Raw genomic sequence first — 22,455 nt, 5'->3', positions numbered from 1 at the left:
AGTATCCCGATGCGGTTCGATCTCGATCATCTTCCCGAAGCTCAGCAGGCCGAGCTGGCACGTGTGCGCGAGACGCTGATGCGCGAGTTCACCCAGGCGATCTCGACCTCGACCCAGCCTTGGAAGAAGAACGGCAAGATCCTCAAGATCATCCTGTTCGGCAGCTACTCCCGCAGCGATTGGGTGGATGACCCAGAGAATGGCTACCAGTCGGACTTCGACCTGCTGGTCATCGTGAGCCATGAGGACCTGACCGATATTGCCGGTTACTGGTACATAGCCGAGGATAAGATCCTGCAGGATCCGACTGTCCAGCGCCCCGTCAATATCATCGTGCACACGCTCGATGAGGTGAACAAGGCGCTTCAGCGCGGTGAGTATTTCTGGGTCGATATCGTTCGGGATGGCGTCGTGTTGTACGAGCTGCCCAACCATACGCTTGCCGCGCCGAAGCCGCTGACGGCGGCGGATGCCTATACTATGGCATCGAGCTATTTTGAGGAGCGCTTTGCTGACATCCAGGTCTGGATTGACGAGGCTGAAGCTCACCGCTCCAGCGCGGATGATCCCGTCAGGCGACGCCGCCACGCAGCGTTCCGCCTACATCAGGCCACGGAGACGGCATATGCCTGCTTTCTGTTGGTGCGGACGCTCTATTTCCCGAAGTCGCACAACATCAAATTCCTGCGCTCGCTGTCGGAGGATAAAGAGCCGCGATTGGTTGCAGCTTGGCCGCGCGCGACCCGCATCGATCGGCGTAGGTTCGAGTTGTTGAAGCGGGCCTATGTCGAGGCGCGCTATTCGCCGAGCTACGAGATCAGCGCAGGCGATCTCGATGCTCTCGCGTTGTCGGTAAGTCACCTGCGAGACATTGTGGAACGCCTTTGCCGCGAGCGCCTTTCGAAGCTCCAGGCTGACGCGGATCTCAAAGGCGATGGCTCTGACCGCCCTGATGGTGGGTGATTACGCCAGCATCATCGTTATGATCCCCCGGCGAGATCGCCAGAAACCCACGTTGCGGCCATTTTGGGACTAGCTGCTGTGGACGATCTTTGGGAACTGTACCGCGGAGGTGGCGCTGTCCCGGTCCCACTGGTTAGATGTTAGCGATGACCGCGATCATTGGCGTCCGCCCCAGCCGAGAAGGAGACCAGTTCCACTATTACTGGGCTGCTCGGCAATGTTTGCGTCTTCTCCCGCTCGACACTGATCTTGTCGCCGTTTCGATCGAGGGGCCGGCAGTACAGGATGGGGCGCAGATCACCGAAGGCATCGATTCCATCGATGTGGCTGAGTATCGCGGTTCGACCGACCCGAAGACGGCGACGCACGTCAAATACATCCAGCTCAAGCACTCCAGCCTTCGGACCGAAGATGAGTGGATCGCGAGCGATCTGGGCGGAACGCTTGAGAACTTCGGCGATCGCTATCTGAAACTCGTCGAATCCTTCGGCGAGGCGGATGTCGCGCACCGGTTCTCGTTCGAGTTCGTGACCAACCGACCTTTTGCCAAGTCGCTTGAGCAGGGGTTGAACCAGCTCCGATCCGGCGAAATCGCTGCCAGGGGTCGTGCCGCGGCTAGGGCCATGAAACTCGACGAGGATGCCGCCCAAGGGTTCGCGCGCATTCTCACCCTGATCGGCCGCACCGAGGACTATCTAAAACAACGCTCGCTCTTGCACGATGACGTGTCGGGCTATCTGCCAGAGGCCGACCGCGACGCTCCTTTGCAGATGAAGAATCTTATCGAGAAGCGGGCGACCACGGAGTTTGCGCACCGGCCTGAAATCAATCGGTACGATGTGCTGGAGGCTTTGGGCACGCGCGCCGAGAAGCTCTTTCCCGCCGAGCCTCGGATCGAGCTGCCGGCCGCGATCGTGCCGCGCAAACAGCTCCAGGATCTCGCTGACCAGGTAGTGGCGGGACCAAGTCTGTGCGTGATCCGGGCCGATGCCGGGGTCGGCAAGTCGGTGCTTTCCACCCAACTGGGGGCCTTGCTGCCGGCGGGGAGCCAAACCTTCGTGTACGATTGCTTCGGCAACGGCGCTTATCGCGGCGCTAGCGGATCTAGACATCGGTGCCGCGATGGGCTCGTCCAGCTGGCGAACGAAATGGCGGGCCGGTCCCTGTCCGAACCGCTCATCCCAACCCCAAAAGCTGATGCGTCCGCCTATATGAGCGCATTCATCGCGCGGGCAGAGCGCGCCGCTGCGTTGCTCAAAGAGCAAGCCCCCGACGCGCTGCTTTGCATTGTCATTGACGCCGCGGACAATGCGCAGATTGCGGCCGATGAATTGCCCGGCGAGCCCAGCTTTCCCCGCCTCATGTTGCGGGAGCGCTGGCCAAGCAACATGCGGGTGGTGCTTACGGCTCGTCCGCACCGGGTCGATATGCTGGATCCGCCCAACACCGTGCCGCGTCTCGACCTTCTGCCCTTCGACATTGGCGAGACCGCTCAGCACCTGCGGCTGTTCTTTCCGGTGGCCACGGACCAGGACGTTCAGGAATTTCATCGCCAGACTTCTTTCAATCCGCGTGTTCAGGCGACGGCTCTTGCCCAGTCCGGCACCCTTGCGGAAATCCTGCTGGGTCTGGCCGGTGAGCCTCGTACGGTAGATGACCTGATCGGCGATTTGCTCCAGGCAGCTATCGATAAGGTCCTGTTTGAGGCACCCGAAACCGAGCGCGAACAGATTGATAGGCTATGTTCTGCGCTTGCGACACTCCGCCCCTTCGTGCCGCTCGAGATTGTCGCACGCGTAGCAGAAGTGCCGATCGCGTTGGTCCGGAGCATTGCGAACGATCTGCAACGCCCCCTCATCGTGCGCGAAGAAGCAATTCAATTCCGGGACGAGCCGACCGAGACCTGGTTCCGCGATCGCTTCCGCCCGACCGGAGCGCAGCTCGACACTTTTATCAGGCGCCTCCTGCCCGCCGCTGCGAGCAGCGCCTATGTCGCCGCCGGACTTCCACAGCTTCTCCTTGAAGCCGGCCGCTTTGACGATCTAGTTCGCCTTGCGCTCACCGACGATGCACTTCCGGAGGAGCCCGCAATGGCACGCCGCGACGTGGCGTTGCAGCGGCTCCAGTTTGCGCTGAAGGCGGCGATCCGGGAAAAGCGCTATCTCGATGCCGCCAAGCTTGCGCTGAAGGCGGGCGGGGAAACGGCAGCGGATGCGCGACAGCAGAAGCTGATTTCCGCCAACACCGATCTGGGATGTCACTTTCTCGAACCCGAACAGATGCTTGAACAGGTCACACGCCGCCTGATCACAGGCGGTGAATGGCCGGGTTCCGAGCATGGCTATGAGGCGGCTTTTCTATCGGGCCGGCCGGGTCTTGCTGGTGACGCGGGCAGCAGGCTGCGCCTTTGCTTGGGTTGGCTCGACCAGTGGGCGAAGTCGGCGCGCGCGGGCGAGACGAAGAAGCAGGTTGAGGACGCCGACGTTGCCGAGATGGCGCTTGCCAGTCTGAATCTTCACGGCGCCGAGGGATGTGCCAAGTATCTTCGGCGCTGGCGGCATCGCGAGCGATCTTTCAATGCCGGGGAGATAGTGGTGTCTCGGCTGATCGACGCCGGTCGGTTCGACGCCATCGACAGTTTGGCCGTTGCTGCTGGCAACGATCTCGGCCTGCTCCTGGCCATCACCTCTGAATTGGCGAAGGTTGGGCGCTATCCGCCCGCAGCCGCGGTCACTCGCTCGGTCCGGCTGGTCGCCAGCAGGCATGTTAGAATCGCAGCACCGGCCCGTGGATTCGGCGGCGATATCCGCTTGCTCGGCGCGATCACCGACCTGGTGGTTGCAGGGCTCCGCCAAGGCGCTGCACCCCGGCGAGTTCTGGCAAAGACCCTGACCCGCTACTTTCCGGATAGGCCGCCAAGCCTCGAGGGTCCGACCGCAAATTACCAGAATAGCCGGTCTATCTATCTCGGTGCCTATTGCCTCCGCGCCGCCCTCCGCAACGAGACGGTGACTGCCGAGAGGCTAAAGCCTCTCGAAATGCGGCCTTCCAGGGCCAAGCAGAACGGTCTCCGGCATCGGAAAAAGTCGCGACGCCGATATATTGCGGACCATAGCGAGATAGCGCGATTCGAAGAGGCGATGGCAGTATTGCTGCCATGGCACCTGCTCTTGGCCGAACTGCGGGTGGGGCGCGTTGGTTTCGGCGACCTTGCGGCACGTATTGCGGCAACGGCGGAATTATCTGCAACGGGCAGCAAGCGCATCTATGATGATCGCCGTGCGCCGCATGACGAGGTCGCCCTGCTCTGGGGAACGATCGTGCTGAGCGCTGCCCAGCCCGCAGCGCACATCGAGCCATTCGAGGCTTGGCGAAACCGATTGTCGCGCCCCTTGTTCACGCCAACGCTGATCGCGCTTTCCCGCCATGCCGGTCGGACCGACCATTGTGCCAAGCTTTGCCTCGATCTCGGGCGCGCCGCATTCGGACTCATGGCCGGCGAGCGCGAGGACGCCCACCAAATCGCCGAGGTGTTCGTCGAGGTGGCTCGCGCCGTATTGCTCGTGAGTCTCGGTGAGGCCCGCGAATATTTCGAGCAGGCGATCGAGGTGTCGGGGAAAATCGGCGAAGAGAATCTTCATCGCTGGACATCGCTCTGTGATCTTGCATCTGGGGCGGGTTCAGACCGAACCGACCGTCCCGAACTGGCCTATCGCTTTTCGCGCGTGGCCGAGCTGGTCTACGCCTATACCCAGAATTTCGATTGGAGCGAGGCGGTCTCGGCGCTGGTCGCGCTCTCGCCGCCTTCGGGGCCCACGATATTGAGCCGATGGATCGACCGTCGCTTCGCGCGCCAGAACGATACGCTTGGGTATATGGTTGCAGCGCTGCGATCCCGAGGCGCAATCGATCCCCGCGACGCGCTGTCCTTCCTTCCCGCGCATGCGCTTCACGGGCGCGCCGGCACGTTGCGCGCCGCGCTCCTTGCCGCCAGCCAGGGGCCGGAGCGTGAGCGGATCGCATCATTCTTCATGCGCTATGTCTGTCACCTCTATTCTGGCGACGGTGACTGGCGGGCGGTAGTCAAGGTGTTCGAAGACGCCGGAGTGGACGCGGGCCAGGCGAAAGATCTGGCGGTAGAGGCGGAGCGCGCGGCGGCGGTGAAGGCCGCCGCCAAGGCGAAGGCCGAGACGCCACCCTTTCGAGTTGATCGCACGGAGCGGGATTGGGATGCGGTGTTCCAAGGGCTCGCGCTGACCGACGCCGCCGAGCTTGCCCAGGCCTATGGTCGGCTCAGAAGTGGCGAGCCGCCCTTTTTCGTGGAGGTCTTCTACCGCGAGGCGATTTCGCGCGTAGCTCAGGGGCAGGAAGCAGCTTTCATTGGAGCTCTGGAAGCGGCCGGATTTGCTCGGCTCTACGATACCAGGGAGCTCCTGAGTGAGCTGCCCGAAAGCTGGCGGCAAAGCCTCGCCGTTCAGCGCGCCATGCGGCGGTTCCTGAAAGGGCTGGCCCGGCGGGAATGCATGTCGATCACCACCAACATGCAATACCCCGCGATGCCTTGGGATTTGCTCCCCCAATTCGGGCTGACGCGGGCGGATATTTTTCGGGAAGCCGTCACTGCGATGGGCGATACGGCGCTTCCCGTCAGTTATGGCGATCTCTTCGATCTGGTTGGCCTCCTTTCGACGATGATCTCGGCGGAAGATGCCGCGGAAGCGCTTGGCTATGGGCTAGGGTTGATGGAGCCCCTGTTGCTGGAGGGAGACGACGGTCCTTGGCGGCCCGATATCGCGCCTCCCTCGACGGTGCCAGAGGCGCTGGCTGGCTTTGTCTGGGCCGCGCTTGGATCGCCTTGGGCGGAACGCAGATGGGAAGCCGCGCACGTCGTGCGCGCACTATGCTGGCTGGACCGTCCGGCGGTGCTCGATGCGCTGGTCAGTGTGGCCGAATCCGACGAGGGGCACGCCTTTGCGGCTCCCGATCTCGTCTTCTACGCACTGCATGCCAGGCTCTGGCTGACCATCGCATTGGCGCGCGCCGCCGAGGAGAGTCCGGCTCCCGCCTCAAGATTCCTGGCGCTCATCGAATCTGCGGCCGTGCGCGCGAATCCGCATGTGCTCCTGCGCGAATTTGCGGCGCAGGCACTGCTCGAATTCCATTCTCAGGGCCAGATTGCGGTGGACGATGATCGAATCTCGGAGCTTCGAGCAATCAATGTCTCGCAGCTTTCCCCCGTACCAAGACGCAGCAGTTCAGGCGCATTCGACAATATGTGGGATGTCGGGCCCGGCTTCCGCTTTGATCCCGACTTCGGCAAGTCTTGGGCGGGGCCGCTCGGTCAGGGATTCCGGCTCGGTGCGAAAGACGTTCAGGCGGCGACGGCAGAAATAATCGCTCAACTCTGGGGAGCGGAGGAAACGGGATCCCACGAGCAGGATCAGCGGGAGGTGCGACGCCAGTTCAATGATGAGCGCGACTATCGGTTGCAGTCGGACTGGCCAAAGGTCGACGAGCTGCGCTTCTATCACTCAGTGCACGCGATCATGATCGTCGCGGGCCAGCTGCTCGATGCCATTCCTTCGGTTGTTTCCGATGATTCCTGGGGCACCTTCGACGCTTGGTTGGGGCGATATCGCCTCAGCCTGGAAACCGGTCTCTGGCTCTCGGACCGGCGAGACCCAACTCCGAAAGGGCTATGGCTCGACTTGCCGGCTGGTGAGGCTGAACGACGATTTGACGCTAGTTTGATGGAATTGCTCACCATGCCGGGTGGAGCGATCATCGCTTCTGCGGACTGGGAAGTACATCAGGACACCATTCAGCAGCATGTCAGTGTCGAATCGGTTCTGATCAGCGCCGACCGATCAGAGGATCTCGCGCGGGCGCTGCAGACCGCAATGGACCATCACGACTATCGTCTTCCAACCGGCGAAGGGGACTCCGACGAGATCGACGAGCATGGTTGGTTCCTCCGCAGTTGGCTTCGCTCAGACGAGCGAGAGCGCAGGCTGGACCGGTTTGATCCGTGGGCGGACGGCCTTCGTGCGCGCGTCCCGGCGCCTGGCTCAATTGCGGTGGACGCGCTGTCGCTCACCCCTGATAGAGCGCAACGCTCCTGGTTAGATCCCGAGGCCATCCCTTTGATCCGTGCCGAGATATGGAGCGATGGAGAGGAGAGCGACGATCAGTCGCTTCACGACCGTGGACGGCGCCTGTGCGCCACGCGCGCTGCGCTCGACCGACTTATGGAGCGAACCGGTAAGCACCTCATGTTCGAGGTTAGATTGCGGACCAACCGCCTTGAGACGCGCTATACACGGCACAGGGACAAGGAGCAGTTCGATGCCGTCAGACTCACGCGATTCCTCATCCTTCGCCCCGGAGAGGCCTTCGAGCGCGCGCCACGACCTGCTCGAACTCGGCGACGCGCTGGTAGGTCAACTGCATCTCGACCAATCCAATGACATACTCGGGCGCTGGATGGCCCATCGCTTGGCACGCCTAATTCGGGAGGCTGAGGCCGCTACGGGTGGAGAGAAAGAAGCCTTGGAGCAGCGCTGTTTCGAGGCAGTGCTGGAAGTGTGGAAACATCGTAACTGCATGCCGCAAGGACTTCGTCCGTTCGAACCCGCGGAGCGACTGCTCAGCATTGTCGAAGCTCTGGATCCCGATGCCCCGCGGCCCTTTTACAGCGCCGCTGGAATGCAGTGGGACGACCTGGATCCGCCGGATCGGCCGACAGATGACGAGGTCCGGCGGCTGGACGTCGTCAGGCAGTTCGATCACGCAGCCCGTGTAATAATCCGGCATCTTCTCGGACGTGCGGTCGAAGACTTGCCTGACGACACCCGCGAATGGGTGCGGCGGGCGCAAGGAGCGGGCGTCGAAGGGATCGACATCGTCACTATCCGACGCCTGATCCTGGCTGCAGATTCTTCTTCTGCCGATGCTGCCGAGCAGAGCCGAAAGGAAGGTGAGATTCGAAAGTGGCGCACACGCGTCGAGGAATTGGACCGTTTTCTGGATGTCGCCGAGAATGTGCGGATCGACCTCTTAAAGCGTTTGGATGAGGCCGAGGGGCAATAACGGATCCATGCTCCGACAAAGCCTGAACCGGCGCGCGATTCAGAAAATGGGCGGCAGTAGCCAATCCGGCGGAAAGGTACCGAAGGGGATATGATCCCGGATCGACAGAGGCGCGCATTGTTATTGGTAGGGGCTGGCGCTTCGATCGACTTCGGCGCGCCATCGACGCCCGCTCTCACCGAGCGGATCGCGAACGCTGTCGCCGCGGACGAGTGGATGCGGATATCCGGTGGCGACGAGGCTTTTGCTGAGATCCGGCGGCGCCTCCAAGCATATTACAAGGAAGGTACGGCCGCCGTTTCATTCGAGCAAATCTATCACTGCGCTCATGAGCTGCTGTTCTTGTCTCCCTCCTCAAGCGAGGCGGTCAATGCCTATCGGCCGGCGATGGGACCATTTATCGAATCAAGCTTCAACGTCGATCGCAAGGCGCTCAGGTCGCTGGTTCATTTCATGGCGGACCTGATTTTTGCCGAGATCGCCAGTGCGTGCGCGGAGCCGCGCGCAAGCCTCGCCCCACTCGGGAGGTTTCTGGAGCGCACGCGAGCTACGCATGCCACCCGGATCTACACGACCAACTATGATGACTTCATCCTGCAGTCGGCACCGGATCTCTTCACGGGATTTGACTCCGAGCCGAGTTCGGAACCGAAGCGGTTTGACGGATGCCATTTCTGGGACGCTCCCGAAAGGGACTGCGTCTTCCACCTCCACGGCAGCGTTCATCTTGGTTTTGCCAGCGGCCGCACGGATGCGGCGCTCGGCGAACTTTTTTGGTATGACGACCGCGTCATTGCCCAGCTCAACGCCTCCAGGCACGGCTCGGGCCGCCGGCGGCTGGACGGAACTGAAGTAGAGCTCTCTGCCGTCGTGACGGGCTTGGACAAGCTATCTCGCCTTCAACAGCGGCCCCTTTCATATTTCTATTCCGCGTTGGCGCAGGACGCGATGCGCGCAGATATCATAGTCATCATTGGCTATGGCATGGGCGATCTTCATCTAAACAATTGGCTCAGTGAGGCGAGATCCCGTGGCCCGGTGCCGCCCATTCTGTTTATCGATTACTGGGGGGACGGGTTCGTGAAAACTGCAGCCCATAGTCTGCAAGACCCGAAGATCATTGAACTCTGGCACTGTTTGCGCACCAATGTCGGGTATGAACCTCACCGAGATCATCATGAGCATGCGGGCTGGACAGTAGACGCCAACCGCACCTGTGCCGTCTGGGATCGGGGGTTTGAAACCTTTCTGGCGACCGACCCGGATCTGAATTCCCTCATCCAGGACCTTGGGCTCCTGCCTTGGGAGCCACCGCAGCCAACGCTTGTCACCTTCCCGGATTGACCTCGTGGCGCTTGATACCGGCAACGCTGGGTCCCGCCCCGCTCTTGGAGGCACTTCCTTGGCCCGGCCCACGGCCTGACGCCATCAACCCGTAAAGGGTCCGCTATGCTTTGCATGCGGCCGCTTCGCCTGCGGCTGCGCGGTGATTGCGGCCATGCGCCGGACACTTCGGGCGCCTGTCGAGCGGGGCGGTCCCCGCTTCCGCACAGGAGCTACGGAGATGCCGCTCAACCTCGCCCAGAAGAACGCATGGAACCTCGCGCGGACCCTCATGACCATCGTGATCGTCTTCCGGATCGATGGCCGCCACTTCGGTGTCGTCGAGGCGCAGGATTTTGACGGTGATCCCGAGCTGATCGTCCGCGAATATGATCCTTTTACATGTTGACCGCGATGCCGGTGCGGATCAATCGGTGGCGCCGGAGGGTTTCGGTTGTCCCTCTGGCGCCAGCGATCGCCAGAAGTTGCAGCTGAAATTGTTCAACCATCGGCTATGGCGATCCGGTTTCGCCTGAAACGTCTTGGGGATGGTCGAAGCATCGCCGCCCGACTTTAGAAATTCGCGGACGGAGTACAGCGCCTGTTGCCGGAGCTGTTCCCAGTGGCGGAAAAGCAGGTCCTGCCGTTCTCGCTCGAGCTTCGCTGCACTGGGCTTCCTCCTGGGTTGAGGCAGCGTGTAATCGGGACTCATATCGACATCGTGGACGAAGGTGATGGAATCGAAAGTCCACGAATCCTCAACGGCCTTGCGCCATTGATAATCGACGCGGAAATCGATCCGGTCGTGAAGCCTGTGCGGCGGAATTACATACTCGCTGACACGAAAGAGCTGGAGTTCCTTCTCCTCGGCTACCATGCGATCGATTGTGGCGCTTATCGCATGCGTGAGATCCCAGCCTGAGCTCCACACACGCCCCCTCAGGTCCTCGCGCTTTTTCGCTGCCTTGGCTTTCGCTAGCTCGGTCAGATCGCGTTCGAACTTACGGAGCTGTTGAGCGACATAGGGGCCACACGCTGCAAGATGCAGGGGATAGAGCCCCGACGCGCGCTCGAACGTGCGCGCTTCTTCGACAAGCCGCTCGACCTCGCGGATATCGACGCGCCGCAGCGCTTCCTTTTCGCGATCGGAAAGATAGAGTTCGCCCACGGTAGCCCCACTTTTCGGTTGTCGCGGCGGGGCGGAATGAATCCCAGCGCACCGCCGACATTTACCGATTGGACGCGAACGCGTTCGTCCATGCAAGGGGCTCGATCCAGTTGCTGCCCGGCAGTCGGCGCGCGGTCCCCTGACTCACCTGGTTCGATTCCGCGCGAGGTTCGCCTGGCATTCCTATCTTTCCGCGCCGCCCCTTGGCCTCGCTGAGGAACGCGTGGAATCTTGCGCGAATCCTTATGATCATCGTCATCGTCTTCCGCGTCGATACCCGCCATTTCGGTGTCGTCGAGGCGCAAGAACTCGACAGTGGTCCAGACCTTATAGTTCGCGAACATGATTGCTTCGAATGCTGATGCGGACGGCCTCCACGGTCTGTGCCGCAGTTCCCGCGATCGACTGCGGCCAAGCTGAAGGGTGCGTGACGTGGCGTGACGGGTCGGTTTCCGTGTCAGTCGTCATCGACACGGGAGACGGGTTATGATTGCTTGTGCTGCGATGGATGCGACTGCCGACAAGATCAAAGCGATGCGCCAACGTCACGGCCTGACTCAGGAAGATCTCGTGGCCAGATCGGGCGTGAGCCTCGCGACCGTCCAGCGCGCCGAACGGGGAGCACCTCTCTCGGCTGCCAGCCTCGCTTCGATCGCCGCCGCTTTCGACGTTCCCGCAAGCGAGCTTGCCGATGATGCTTCGGAACTGTTTGAGCCCTATCTTCCGCTCTCGACGATCGACAGCGGCCGCGGTCTAGTAACGTTGCTGCGCGCCAGCGTGACTATGCATTTCAGCTTCTGCGAGCTCGATAATCTCGAAGATGCGAAGGCGATTGAGGCGTTCCACGACTTCTGCCAGACGGTCATTTCTTTCGAAGGCCCAATGTCGCCGATCGCGCAGGTTACCCGCGAACTCGATGCCAAGGATCATCTGAAAGCGCTGGCCGCACGAGGCTTCATTGTTGGGGGCGCCGCGCTCGAGATCACCGCCCACGAGATCGACGACGACGGTGGAATGGGCATGGGTATCCTCATGGGCACCTGGGATGAAACCCGCACGGTATTACGGATCGGCCGCTCCGCCGAAGATATTGCTCAAGCCCATCTGATGGAAGAGCTTGGCCCCTATGAGGTTCCGAAGGGTGGCATGGTCTATCCGCCATCTCCACCCGACGATGGGGGATGGAACGCATTCGCTGCAGGATTCGATATGGAAGGGGATGCGTGATCCGATGTTCAATGTGATGGTCACTGCCCGGGACAACGGATGGGAAGAGGGCGTCTATGTCTGGGACCAGTCGCGGATCCTGGAATATACCGACGTAGCGACGCGCGAACGCCTGATAGCACTTTCAAACGAAGCGCTAGAGGAGCTTTCCCGCCTTCCTACGCTCTTCATGTATGAACAGAACACCGACGGCGTTCCCCGCTTGGGCAAGATCAAGCGCATCCAGCAGCGCGGTTCGGACTTTCGGGTGATCTTCGAGTTCGAGGACGATGTGCCGCCGCTGACCTCGGAGCAGATCGCGGGAATCGCGTGGGATCTCCATCTGGACGACTTTGAATTCAGCCGAACGCACTGGGCGGTCAAGCAGGGCGACCTTCACGCCATCCTGCGTGAAAATGGGCTGATCCCGTTGGCTGCCCCGAACATCGTTCCAGTCGCGCCAGCAGTGCCCGCTGCCATCGACGTCGTGCCCGCGAAGATATTCCTCGTCCACGGCCGTGATGATGCTGCCAAGCATGCCGTCGCCCGCTTTCTTGAGCGCCGCGTAGGCCTAGATGTCATCATCCTCAGCGAACGCCCCAACCGCGGCCGATCCATTCTCACCAAGTTCAAGGAGGAGGCGGATGGCGCCGCCTTTGCCGTGGTTCTGATGACGGGGGACGATGTCGGAAGCCTGCGCCCCCAATTGCTGCCCCAGGGCGCTCAGCAGCCCGCGCCCACCCCGCGGCCTCGCCAGAACGTGATATTCGAAATGGGCTTCTTTATCGGACAGCTTGGCGTTGAGCGCGTGTGCGCGCTCGTTCCGCCCGGCGTTGAGCGTCCCTCGGACTATGATGGCGTGGTCTATGTCGAATTCGACGCGCAGGAAGGGTGGCAGCGCAAGCTGGTGAACGAGTTGCATGCTGCGGATGTGCCAGTTTCGCAGAATTGGTGGCAAGCATGACGAGGCGGCTGCACCGCAGGCCGCCGCTTCCCTTCGTGCCGCGCTGGGCAGTCGAATATATGCGGCTCAGCGCCATCGCATTCGAGGCCGGCTTGATCGACGCGGAAACATATCACGCTCGCCTGCGGCGCGTGTTTTTCAACGACGAGGAAATATCGGCCGGACCACAAGAGAATGGCCATGAACCGGATGGCGCGGAAGACATGAACGGCGACGGGCCGAAATGTTCCGGCCCACCTGCGCCCGGCCTGCCGGTGATCCATTTCAGCCTGCCGCCAGGGTCTCCACAGACGGCCTGGGTATTCACGAGCAGTGATTCCGATCCCCTGCCTTCTATTCCGCACGGACATTGGAAGGACCCGAACAGCGACCGGAAGCTCGATCCCTATCTCGGCTATATTTATCACAAGAGCCGGAAAACGGGCGAACGGTTGAGCTGGAAGGAATGTAATCGATTCTGGCGCAATGCAGCGTTCCGCCATTTCGCGGAGGCTTGTCTGCGTGCTGCTCTTGATGATCCCCGCATGAGCGCGAGAGCACATATAACGTCGCGCGGTGTCAGCGACCCCTTCCGTCTGCCGCGTTAGGTAGAGCAGGTCGAAGGCTGAGCCCGTCGCATGGTTATGGGTAGGGACGCCGTTCGCGGCGGGCACGACTGCCCCTTCGCATCGCATCTGCAAGAGAGCCGGGGTGCGCTGTGCCGTCAGATTGCCGATGGGAATGATCGGCGCGTTGCGCGAAGCGGGAGGTTCGAACAAACCTGCCCCCCGCAGGACCGAAGTGGCGCGCCGCCGGTCAATCTTCTTTCTGGTCCGAGTTGCCCCTTGGCCTCGTTGATGGCGGTCTGGCCGCATGACGGCTGCGCCTCGACTGACTGGCCGCAACTGCGTCGCGGACTTTCTTCCCCTGGGCTGCGCCCATTCCTCGCGAGGCAAGAAAGCCCGCTTTGGCAGTCCTCCGCTTTGCTTCGGGCTCACGCTGCGGCGTCATTCGCACCCGGCCTTCTGACGCCATCGAGGCCGCATCGGGCGGTCTCGGGAACAGAAGGAATTAGTGTCATGGCGAACATCGGCAGCTTCAAGAAGGTCGGCGAGGAATATCAGGGCTCGATCGTCACCCTCAGCGTCCAGGCGAAGGGCGTCCGGATCGTCCCCGAGGAGAACCGCCCGAACGAGAACGCGCCCACCCACCGGGTCTATGTCGGCCGCGCCGAGATCGGTGCCGCCTGGGCCAAGCTCTCCGCCGAGCAGCGTCCCTACCTCTCGGTCAAGCTCGACGATCCGAGTTTCCTCCAGCCCATCTTCGCGAACCTCTTCGACGACGAGGGCGCCGACACCTACAGCCTGATCTGGTCGCGCCCGCGCCGCGCCAGCAACGACTGAGCGACCAAGGCGCCCTGCCTGACGGCGGGGCGCCTTTCGCGTGTTTGAACCGCGGAATGGCTTTTTGCTGTGCGGTTGGCGGGGGCGGCTTGTCCGGCCGCCGGGACTTCGAAGGGCCGGGCGGTGGCGGGAGGCTCGGTGCGGGAATGGTCCCGTGCCGGAGCGTGCCGTCGCACCTTCTACGCCTCTGCCGGCGTTCGCCGCCGAACGGCTCGACAAGCATGATCGGGCCGATTTCGCTCAGGAGTTCCTGCGGCGGAACCCGGACTATCGGGCGGCCTGGACTGCGTGGTCGGCGGATGCCGAAGGGTGCCGGCAAGGAGAGGCGGGGGCCGGGCGGTGGGGGCTGGTGCGGTTCTTCGATCCGGGCCGGCCGGTGCGGGCCGAGCCCGCGATCTGGCTGCCGGGCTGCGCTTCGCAACTCGTCTCGCTGGTCGCGGCGCCCGCCGATATTGGCGGCGCGGCGGCGTTGCCGCCTGCGCCGCGCGCCGCCGATTTCGTGTTGGGGGGCGAGCGCTGGATCGTCGTCGATAGCGGCGGGGCGCGGCACCGGCTTCGCGTGATCGGGGATGGCGAAGCGGCGCTCGCCATCCTGTTGCCACCGCGCGGCGATGCGCTTTGCGTCGCCGCCTGCGATGCGGCGCGCCGGTTCTTCGCCGGCCTTGGCGGCGGTGCCGCCGCGGCCGCGCTGCGGCCCAGCGCCTTGCAGCGCCGGCGCCTCGCGCTGCTGCTGCGCGTGCTCGACGCCTGGCGTGGCGGCGCCAGCAATCGCGCGATCGGGCTCGGCATCGTCTATCCCTGGCTGGGCGAAATCGACGCCCATGCCTGGAAGGGCATGAGCGAGCGCCGGCGCGTCCAGCGCCTCGTTGCCGAGGCGCGGACGCTCGCCTCGCACGGCTATCGCGCGCTGCTGCGGGGCTAGGGGCGACAATTTCGTGCCTGCGGTTTTGACCGCTCCCTCGGGCCCGCCGTCTGCCGCCATTGGATGCCCGTGATTGGAACGGGCCCGCCAGACTTGCCGGGCCATTGCTCGGAGAGCCTGGATGGACGGCGATACCCCTCAGCGCCTGCTGCGCACGCCCGATGCGGCCCTGCTGCTCGGCCTGTCCGCCCGCACGCTGGAGAAGCATCGCTGCTTCGGCACCGGTCCCGTCTATCGCAAGCTCGGCGCCCGCGTTGTCTACGATGCCGAGGACCTGCTCGCCTGGGCCGCGCAGGGCTCGCGCCGCTCGACCCATGACGGCGCCGCCGGTATCGTCCATCCCGCCAAGCGGATCGACACCAGCGTGCTCGAGCGCAAGGGGCCCGTGCGGCGATGAGCGCGGCGCCTGCCTCGATCGGCGCCGCGCCGGTTGTCCGCTTGAGCGAACAAGCCTCTCCCCAGCCGGGCACGACCAGCGTCGAGCTGACCTGGATCGCGCAGGAGACCGAGCGCTGGATCCGCTTCGGCGCGCCGCTTCGCGACCAGGTGATCGATCGCCGTCGGCGCGTCCTGACCTTCGCCGCGGGCAGCGTCTTCGCGTTCGTGCGCTGGGCCTCGAACGACTATGGCACCGTCCTGTCGCGGCTCGATATCGTGCGCGCGGTCGCGGCCGGCCAGGCCTATTCGACGCTTCCCTGCGTCACGCCGGGCGGCGAATTGCTCCTCCATCTCGGCGGCTGGCGGCGCGTGCGCGCCGGCCTGGCCGTGATCGATGCCGTCGAGGATCTCGGCATCGATCCCTGCGCGGTGGCGCCCGATTACTGGTGCCACGCGCATAATCGCCTCATGGTCGGGCACCGCCCGCGGGCCTATTCGCCGGCACGCCACCGCGCCTGGCAGCTGCGCCGCGAGCTCGGCGCATGAGCCGCTTCTGGATCCTGCTCGGCGGCTATGCCGCCATCGCCGGCCTGGTCATCCCGGCCTTTGTGCAGCCGGCGCCGCGGTTGGTGTGGAACGCCAGCGCCAGCGTGCCCGTCGGACTCTATGCCGCGCGTCCGGCGCGGACGGCGGCTCGCGGCGCGCTGGTCGCGGTACAAGCGCCCGCGCCGATCGCGCGGTTCATGGCCGCGCGCGGCTATCTGCCGCTGCGCGTGCCGATGCTGAAGCATGTCGCCGCGACCGCCGGCCAGCGCGTCTGCCGAGCCGGCGTCCATATCACGATCGACGGCATTCTCGTCGCCGAGGCGCGGTCGTTCGACCGTGCCAACCGGCCGCTGCCGGTCTGGCGCGGCTGCCGGATCGTCGCCGCCGGCGAGGTTTTCCTCCTCAATCCCGGCTCGGCCGACAGCTTCGACGGCCGCTATTTCGGGCCGGTACCGGCGCGCGGAATCGTCGCCGTGCTGACGCCCTTGTGGACCTCCGGCGGCGCGCCGGCGCCGGCCAAGCGCCCGCAAAGCATCCCCCAAGCGAAGACCGAAGGAGCGATACGATGATCAGGATCGGTGAATTCATGCCGCGCGGCGACGGCTTTGTCGGCAGCCTCGTAACCCTCGGGTTCGACACCGAGGTGACGATCGTGCCGGCGCTGCGCAGCGAGACCAAGAACGCGCCCGACTACCGCGTCCATGCCGGCGACAGCACCGAGGGGCCCGAGATCGGTGCCGGCTGGAAGCGCAGCGGCGAGCGCGCCGGCGCCTATGTCGCCATCGTCATCGACGACCCGCAGCTGCCCCGCGCGATCCGCGCGAACCTCTTCCGGCCGACGGTCGAAGGCGGCCCGCATAGCTTGTTCTGGCAGCGCCGGCAGGTCCGCCGGGACGCGGACTAGGCGCCGTGGCGCGCATCGGTTCCCGCCGGCTTGCCCGGCTGCTGGCCGCGGTGGCGACCACCTTGCCCGGCCTCGCCTTGCTGCCCGCCGGGGCCGCCCGGGCGGCATGTCCGGCAACGGCGCCCTTCGACCAGCCGATCGCAGCAGCCGCGGCGCGCTTCGCCTTGCCGGCGCCGCTGCTGCGCGCGGTGGTCGCGGCCGAGAGCGACTTCGCCGTGTTCGCGGTGTCGCCCAAGGGCGCCATGGGGCTGATGCAGATCATGCCCGATACCTGGGCCGATCTGCGCCTTCGCCATGCGCTCGGGCGCGATCCTTTCGACCCTTGCGACAACATCCTGGCGGGCGCCGCCTATCTGCGCGAGATGCTCGATCGCTACGGCGATCCGGGCTTTCTCGCCGCCTATAATGCCGGACCCGGACGCTATGAGGCATATCTGCGCGGTGCCCGGCCCTTGCCGCTCGAGACGCTCGCCTATGTCGACAAGATTGTGGCGCGCATGGGTCGCAACGGCGCTTTGGCCGCGCGCTCCTTGCCCGATCGCGATGCCTGGCGGCGCGGCGATCTGTTCGTCGCGGCCTCGAAATCCGGGACGGAATCGGACCCGGAATCCGCGCCGCGGATCCCATCGGTGGCGCCCGAACAGGCCGGTGCACGCCCGGCTGAACCCGCGCGCGACACGCTGTTCGTCGGCCGGACGGGCGTTCCGAAATGAGTGCCCTCGGCCTCTTTCATTGTCTGCGATTGGACCTGGACCAGGTCGGCCGGGGAGGCGGGATAGGGGCAGCAGGGAAGGGCTTTCCGGGAGGGCGAGATAAAAGCAGCGCCGTCGGCTTGGCTGCAAATGGTTGTAGTAGCTGGCGAATTTACGCCGTCGCCCCGCTTGCCCTGCCGGCGCCCGGCGGCTTTTCTTCAGCTATTTCAACGCCTCAGGCGCTGGCAGTGTGTCGGGAGCCGGCATGATGGGCACCGAGGACGATTTCCGGGTCCGGCCCGGCAAGATCGGCAACCGGGGGGCGCGGCGCCTGCGCTCGCAGAGCCTGGCTGCGCAGGTCAAGCGCGCCGCCGCGCGGGCGGGCCTGGCCAGACGTCCGGGGCGCGCAAGCCATGGTACCGGACGGCTCGGTCGCGGCCGGGCGGCGGCGCTGGTCGGTCGCCGGTCGCCGGCGTCGCGCCGGGTCGTGATCAAGGCGCGGGTGGTGCGCCACCACGGCGCCCATTTCCGCGCCGCGCCGCTGGCCCGGCACATCGCCTATCTCGAACGCGACGGTGTCACCCGCGACGGGCGCGACGCCTGCATGTTCGACGCGCGCGGCGAACAGGCGGACGGCAAGGCCTTTGCTTCGCGCTGCGAGGAGGACCGGCATCATTTCCGCTTCATCGTCTCGCCGGAGGATGCCGGCGAGCTCGCCGACCTGCGCGGCTTCACCCGCGAGCTGATGGACGATGTCGCCCGCGACCTCGGCACCCGGCTCGACTGGGTCGCGGTCGATCACTGGAACACCGACAACCCCCATGTTCATGTCCTGGTGCGCGGTGTCGGCGAGGATGGCCGCGACCTCGTGATCGACCGCGACTATATCGCGCACGGCATGCGCGACCGGGCGGAGGCGCGTGTCACCCTCGAGCTTGGGCCGCGCTCCGCGCAGGAGATCGAGCAGGCCTTGCAGCGCGAAGTCTCGGCGGAGCGCTGGACCGGCCTCGACCGCCAGCTGGGCGCGCGGGCGGACGATCGGGGCGTGGTCGATCTCCGGCCCGAGCAGGGCGGGGCACCGAGCCGGCGAGACCGGTTGCTGACGGGCCGTGCCCAGACGCTCGAGCGCCTCGGGCTCGCGACGCCATCCGGGCCGGGGCGCTGGCAGCTGAAGCCCGGCACGGAAGCGGTGCTGCGCGACCTCGGCGACCGCGGCGACATCATCAGGACGATGCACCGGGCGATGCACGCGGCGGGCCACGCCGTCCATGACAGCCGGCTCGCCATCCATGGCGCGGTACCGGGTGAGGCGGTGCTTGGACGCCTGGTGGATCGCGGGCTGCAGGACGAGTTGGCCGGCACCGCCTGGGCGGTGGTCGATGGCGCGGACGGTCGCCATCATCATCTACGCTTCGCCGATATCGCGCTGACCGGTGACGCGGCGCCAGGCGCGATCGTCGAGCTGCGCCAGTGGCGCGACGCGCGCGGGGCCGATCGCGCGGTGCTCGCGGTACGCAGCGACCTGGCGCTCGACCGGCAGGTCTCGGCGCGGGGCGCGACCTGGCTCGACCGGCAATTGCTCGCCTCGGATTTCATCCCGGCGACGGAAGGTTTCGGGGCGGAGATCCGCGCCGCCATGAGGGCCCGCGAAGACCATCTGGTGCGCGAGGGGCTGGCCGTCCGGCGAGGCGGCACGGTCCGGCTGTCCGCCAATCTGATCGAGACCTTGCGCGCAGCGGAACTGCGCGAAGCCTCTGCCCGCATCGCCGCACGGACCGGCCTGGCACCCCAGGACGCGCTGGCTGGCGCGCCGGTCGCCGGCGTCTATCGCGAGCGCCTCACGCTCGCCTCGGGGCGCTTCGCGATGATCGACAATGGCCTCGGCTTCCAGCTGGTCCCGTGGCGACCGGCGCTCGATGCGCATCTGGGCCAGCATGTCACCGGCACCATCGCCCCGGGCGGCGTCGATTGGGCCCTGGGCCGCCGCCGCGGTCTCGGGCTTTAGGAGGAGAAGTCCATGCAATCCTCGAAGATCCTCTGGGGGCAGGTCTGCGTCGTGCTGGGGATCGTGCTCGCAACGGTCTGGGGCGCGACGCAGTGGACCGCCGCGGCGCTCGGCTATCAGCCAGGGCTCGGGCCGGCCTGGTTCGAGATCCATGGCTATCCCGTCTATCCGCCGCCGGCCTTTTTCTGGTGGTGGTTCAGCTATGACGCCTATGCGCCCGATATCTTTCTGACCGGCGCCTATATCGCCGCGTCGGGCGGGATCGCCTCGGTGATGGTCGCCGTCGCCATGTCGGTCTGGCGGGCCCGCGAGCGCCGGGCGGCCGAGACCTATGGCTCGGCCCGCTGGGCGACGGCGCCCGAAGTCAGGGCGGCCAGACTGCTCGGCGACGATGGCGTCGTGCTTGGCCGGCTTGGCCGCGACTATCTGCGCCATGACGGTCCCGAGCATGTCCTGTGCTTCGCGCCGACCCGCTCGGGCAAGGGCGTTGGCCTGGTCGTGCCCTCGCTGCTGACCTGGGCCGGCTCGGCGATCGTCCACGACATCAAGGGCGAGAACTGGACCCTGACCGCGGGCTTTCGCGCGCGGCTGGGCGCAGTGCTGTTGTTCGACCCGACCAATGCGGCGTCCTCGGCCTATAATCCGCTGCTCGAGGTGCGCCGCGGCGAATGGGAAGTGCGCGACGTGCAGAATGTCGCCGATGTGCTGGTCGATCCCGAAGGGTCGCTCGAGCGGCGCAACCACTGGGAAAAGACCAGCCACGCGCTGCTCGTCGGCGCGATCCTCCACGTCCTCTACGCCGAGCCCGACAAGACGCTTGCCGGGGTGGCTGCCTTCCTGTCCGATCCCAGGAGGCCGATCGAAGCGACGCTGGCTGCGATGATGTCGACAAGGCACCTGGGGGAGGCGGGGGTGCATCCGGTCGTCGCCTCGGCCGCCCGCGAGCTGTTCAACAAGTCCGAGAATGAGCGATCCGGCGTGCTGTCCACCGCCATGTCCTTCCTCGGGCTCTACCGCGATCCGGTGGTCGCGGCGGTCACCAGCCGGTCGGACTGGCGGATCGCCGACCTGGTCGATGGCGTCCGGCCGGCGACGCTCTATCTGGTCGTGCCGCCTTCCGACATCAGCCGCACCAAGCCGCTGATCCGGCTGCTCCTCAACCAGATCGGCCGCCGTCTCACCGAGGAGCTGCGGCCGCGCGCGAAGCGCCACCGCGTGCTGCTGATGCTCGACGAATTCCCGGCGCTCGGCCGGCTCGACTTCTTCGAGTCCGCGCTCGCCTTCATGGCCGGCTATGGCCTCAAGGCATTCCTGATCGCCCAGTCGCTCAACCAGATCGAGAAGGCTTACGGCCCCAACAACGCCATCCTCGACAATTGCCATGTCCGGGTGAGCTTCGCGACCAATGACGAAAGGACGGCCAAGCGCATTTCGGACGCGCTCGGCACCGCGACCGAGATGCGCGCGATGAAGAACTATGCCGGGCACCGGCTTTCGCCTTGGCTCGGCCACCTGATGGTCTCGCGGACCGAGACTGCCCGCGCGCTGCTGACGCCGGGCGAGGTCATGCAGCTGCCGGCCGATGACGAGATCGTGATGGTGGCAGGCGTGCATCCGATCCGCGCCAGCAAGGTGCGCTACTTCCTCGACCGGCGGCTGACCGAGCGTGTCCTCGGCCCGCCGACTCTTGCTTCCGCCAACGACGCGCGCTCCAACGATTGGACCGACATGCCCGCGCCCGCCCGGCCTGCCGCGACCGAGGGCCGGCAAGGACAGGGCGGCGACGCTGCGAATGGCGGTATTCGCCGGGAGCCCGAACTGCCGATCGAGCAGGAGATCGCGCCGCCGGCGCCGGCAGTGCCTCCGGGCGAGTTCGAGTTCGACGATGGCGCTGCCGACGATGCAGCCGGCGCACGCCGGATGGACGTCCGCATGCGGAGTTCGGCGCGGCAGGCATCGCTCGATCCCAAGGACGGGATCGAGCTGTGAGCGGGCTACGCATCAAGCATACCTTTCGCCTGCCCCCTGCCTTGTCGAAGGAGCTGGCCGACTATGCGGCGCGCAAGCGGGTACCCCAGGCGCTGGTCGTGGAGACCGCACTGACCTCGTTCCTGTCGGGCGACAGCGCCGAGCATCTCGAGGCGGTGCTAAGCCGGCGCCTCGACCGGATGACGCGCCAGGCCGACAGGCTCGCCTGGCACGTCGAGCTGGGCAACGAGACCCTGGCATTGTTCGTCCGGTTCTGGCTCGTCAACAATCCGCCGCTGCCGGACACCGCGCTCGCCGCGGCGCAGGCGATGGGTAAGGAACGCTGGGAACGGTTCGTCGAGACCTTGAATCGCCGTATGGAATTCGGGCCCCGGCTGAGAAATGAGATCTCCGAGGATACCGCGCCAAAGGCACCGGGCGGTAGCGCCCGCGTGTGAGGGGCCTTTCGGCCCACCGATATCGAGGTGCTGATCTCCGACGAAGGTGCGTGGTCCCTCGGAGCTTCGGCTCGGTGGCGCATTCTCGACCGAACTGTTCTCGAAGTCACTGGTCGGCAACCCGCCGTGTCAGATCCGATGCGCCTTCAACAAGGAGATCTTCGTCTACGTCAATCACGGCCGGGACGATTAAGGCAGGTCGGGCCGGCGCCAATATCCACCGGTGAACGTCGGAATTCTCCGGTTCCTGGTAGACGCGCGGGCGCGATTTTCCTGTGCACGTATGGGCTTTCCACAAGTGCGGCCTGTTGACGTAGGCCACTGAAACCGCCCACACACTCCGAAGGAGTTGCGCCATCCAACCCCAGCATGGATTTTTAAGCTGGAGTTGCGCCGTGAATAAGTGGCAAGCCCTCGTGCAGATCGTAAAGTCGTTCAACGAGCGAGGATCTACCTTACTCGCTTTCCTGGCCGTATGCGCATTTGT

The 22,455-nt window shown here is 65.0% G+C and carries 19 protein-coding genes; 18 read left to right on the top strand and 1 reads right to left on the bottom strand.

Going from position 1 to position 22,455, the window contains the following annotated elements:
• Positions 1 to 9: 9 nt before the first annotated feature.
• The 5 genes from ACT3CF_RS16435 (at position 10) to ACT3CF_RS16415 (ending at position 9,784) form a co-directional block, all read left to right on the top strand.
• The gene (locus tag ACT3CF_RS16435; protein ID WP_478424599.1) at positions 10 to 963 is read left to right on the top strand and encodes a HEPN domain-containing protein; all 954 of its coding nucleotides are present in this window, start codon (positions 10 to 12) and stop codon (positions 961 to 963) included.
• A 146-nt stretch (positions 964 to 1,109) separates the two neighbouring features.
• Complete coding sequence (locus ACT3CF_RS16430; protein WP_478424597.1) at positions 1,110 to 7,430, top strand: hypothetical protein; 6,321 nt, start codon at positions 1,110 to 1,112, stop codon at positions 7,428 to 7,430.
• Between the two features lie 82 nt (positions 7,431 to 7,512).
• Entirely contained in the window at positions 7,513 to 8,052 is a 540-nt protein-coding gene (locus tag ACT3CF_RS16425; protein ID WP_478424596.1) for a hypothetical protein, read from the top strand.
• A 90-nt stretch (positions 8,053 to 8,142) separates the two neighbouring features.
• The gene (locus ACT3CF_RS16420; RefSeq protein WP_478424594.1) at positions 8,143 to 9,396 is read left to right on the top strand and encodes an SIR2 family protein; all 1,254 of its coding nucleotides are present in this window, start codon (positions 8,143 to 8,145) and stop codon (positions 9,394 to 9,396) included.
• A gap of 220 nt (positions 9,397 to 9,616) precedes the next feature.
• Positions 9,617 to 9,784 carry a hypothetical protein gene (locus ACT3CF_RS16415; protein ID WP_478424592.1) on the top strand — a complete coding sequence of 56 codons (168 nt, stop codon included), beginning with the start codon at positions 9,617 to 9,619 and terminating at the stop codon, positions 9,782 to 9,784.
• 18 nt (positions 9,785 to 9,802) lie between these two features.
• On the opposite strand, the gene ACT3CF_RS16410 is transcribed toward ACT3CF_RS16415, so the two are convergent.
• The gene (locus ACT3CF_RS16410; RefSeq protein WP_478424590.1) at positions 9,803 to 10,543 is read right to left on the bottom strand and encodes a hypothetical protein; all 741 of its coding nucleotides are present in this window, start codon (positions 10,541 to 10,543) and stop codon (positions 9,803 to 9,805) included.
• A 486-nt stretch (positions 10,544 to 11,029) separates the two neighbouring features.
• Between ACT3CF_RS16410 and ACT3CF_RS16405 the strand changes: the two genes are divergently transcribed.
• The 13 genes from ACT3CF_RS16405 (at position 11,030) to ACT3CF_RS16345 (ending at position 21,968) form a co-directional block, all read left to right on the top strand.
• Positions 11,030 to 11,770, top strand: a complete 741-nt coding sequence (locus tag ACT3CF_RS16405) for a helix-turn-helix domain-containing protein (RefSeq protein WP_478424588.1) — start codon at positions 11,030 to 11,032, stop codon at positions 11,768 to 11,770.
• Positions 11,763 to 12,713: a TIR domain-containing protein gene (locus tag ACT3CF_RS16400; RefSeq protein ID WP_478424586.1), complete on the top strand. Its 951-nt coding sequence runs from the start codon at positions 11,763 to 11,765 to the stop codon at positions 12,711 to 12,713. Before ACT3CF_RS16405 ends, ACT3CF_RS16400 begins: the two co-directional genes overlap by 8 nt.
• Positions 12,710 to 13,300 (top strand): hypothetical protein, encoded by a 591-nt coding sequence (locus tag ACT3CF_RS16395; RefSeq protein ID WP_478424585.1) that lies wholly within the window; start codon positions 12,710 to 12,712, stop codon positions 13,298 to 13,300. The genes ACT3CF_RS16400 and ACT3CF_RS16395 overlap by 4 nt, the downstream gene beginning before the upstream one ends.
• A gap of 471 nt (positions 13,301 to 13,771) precedes the next feature.
• Positions 13,772 to 14,095 carry a DUF736 domain-containing protein gene (locus tag ACT3CF_RS16390; RefSeq protein WP_478424583.1) on the top strand — a complete coding sequence of 108 codons (324 nt, stop codon included), beginning with the start codon at positions 13,772 to 13,774 and terminating at the stop codon, positions 14,093 to 14,095.
• Between the two features lie 154 nt (positions 14,096 to 14,249).
• Positions 14,250 to 15,017, top strand: a complete 768-nt coding sequence (locus ACT3CF_RS16385) for a DNA -binding domain-containing protein (protein ID WP_478424581.1) — start codon at positions 14,250 to 14,252, stop codon at positions 15,015 to 15,017.
• A 121-nt stretch (positions 15,018 to 15,138) separates the two neighbouring features.
• Complete coding sequence (locus tag ACT3CF_RS16380) at positions 15,139 to 15,414, top strand: helix-turn-helix transcriptional regulator (RefSeq protein WP_478424578.1); 276 nt, start codon at positions 15,139 to 15,141, stop codon at positions 15,412 to 15,414.
• Positions 15,411 to 15,941, top strand: coding sequence for a DUF2840 domain-containing protein (locus ACT3CF_RS16375; RefSeq protein ID WP_478424576.1), 531 nt, complete (start codon positions 15,411 to 15,413; stop codon positions 15,939 to 15,941). Before ACT3CF_RS16380 ends, ACT3CF_RS16375 begins: the two co-directional genes overlap by 4 nt.
• Positions 15,938 to 16,510, top strand: coding sequence for a S26 family signal peptidase (locus tag ACT3CF_RS16370; protein ID WP_478424575.1), 573 nt, complete (start codon positions 15,938 to 15,940; stop codon positions 16,508 to 16,510). The genes ACT3CF_RS16375 and ACT3CF_RS16370 overlap by 4 nt, the downstream gene beginning before the upstream one ends.
• The gene (locus tag ACT3CF_RS16365) at positions 16,507 to 16,845 is read left to right on the top strand and encodes a DUF736 domain-containing protein (protein WP_478424573.1); all 339 of its coding nucleotides are present in this window, start codon (positions 16,507 to 16,509) and stop codon (positions 16,843 to 16,845) included. Before ACT3CF_RS16370 ends, ACT3CF_RS16365 begins: the two co-directional genes overlap by 4 nt.
• Positions 16,846 to 16,850: 5 nt before the next feature.
• A complete protein-coding gene (locus tag ACT3CF_RS16360) occupies positions 16,851 to 17,558 on the top strand; it encodes a lytic transglycosylase domain-containing protein (RefSeq protein ID WP_478424571.1) in 708 nt (235 codons plus the stop codon).
• Positions 17,559 to 17,802: 244 nt separating this feature from the next.
• A complete protein-coding gene (locus ACT3CF_RS16355) occupies positions 17,803 to 19,542 on the top strand; it encodes a relaxase/mobilization nuclease domain-containing protein (protein ID WP_478424569.1) in 1,740 nt (579 codons plus the stop codon).
• A gap of 12 nt (positions 19,543 to 19,554) precedes the next feature.
• Positions 19,555 to 21,531 (top strand): conjugal transfer protein TraG, encoded by a 1,977-nt coding sequence (locus ACT3CF_RS16350; RefSeq protein ID WP_478424568.1) that lies wholly within the window; start codon positions 19,555 to 19,557, stop codon positions 21,529 to 21,531.
• Positions 21,528 to 21,968 carry a CopG family transcriptional regulator gene (locus tag ACT3CF_RS16345; RefSeq protein ID WP_478424566.1) on the top strand — a complete coding sequence of 147 codons (441 nt, stop codon included), beginning with the start codon at positions 21,528 to 21,530 and terminating at the stop codon, positions 21,966 to 21,968. Before ACT3CF_RS16350 ends, ACT3CF_RS16345 begins: the two co-directional genes overlap by 4 nt.
• The last annotated feature ends 487 nt before the right edge of the window (positions 21,969 to 22,455 follow it).

Source organism: Sphingomonas chlorellae (assembly GCF_056485145.1).
The sequence above is the reverse complement of the archived record's forward strand: the minus strand, read 5'-3'. Positions and strand labels throughout refer to the sequence as shown.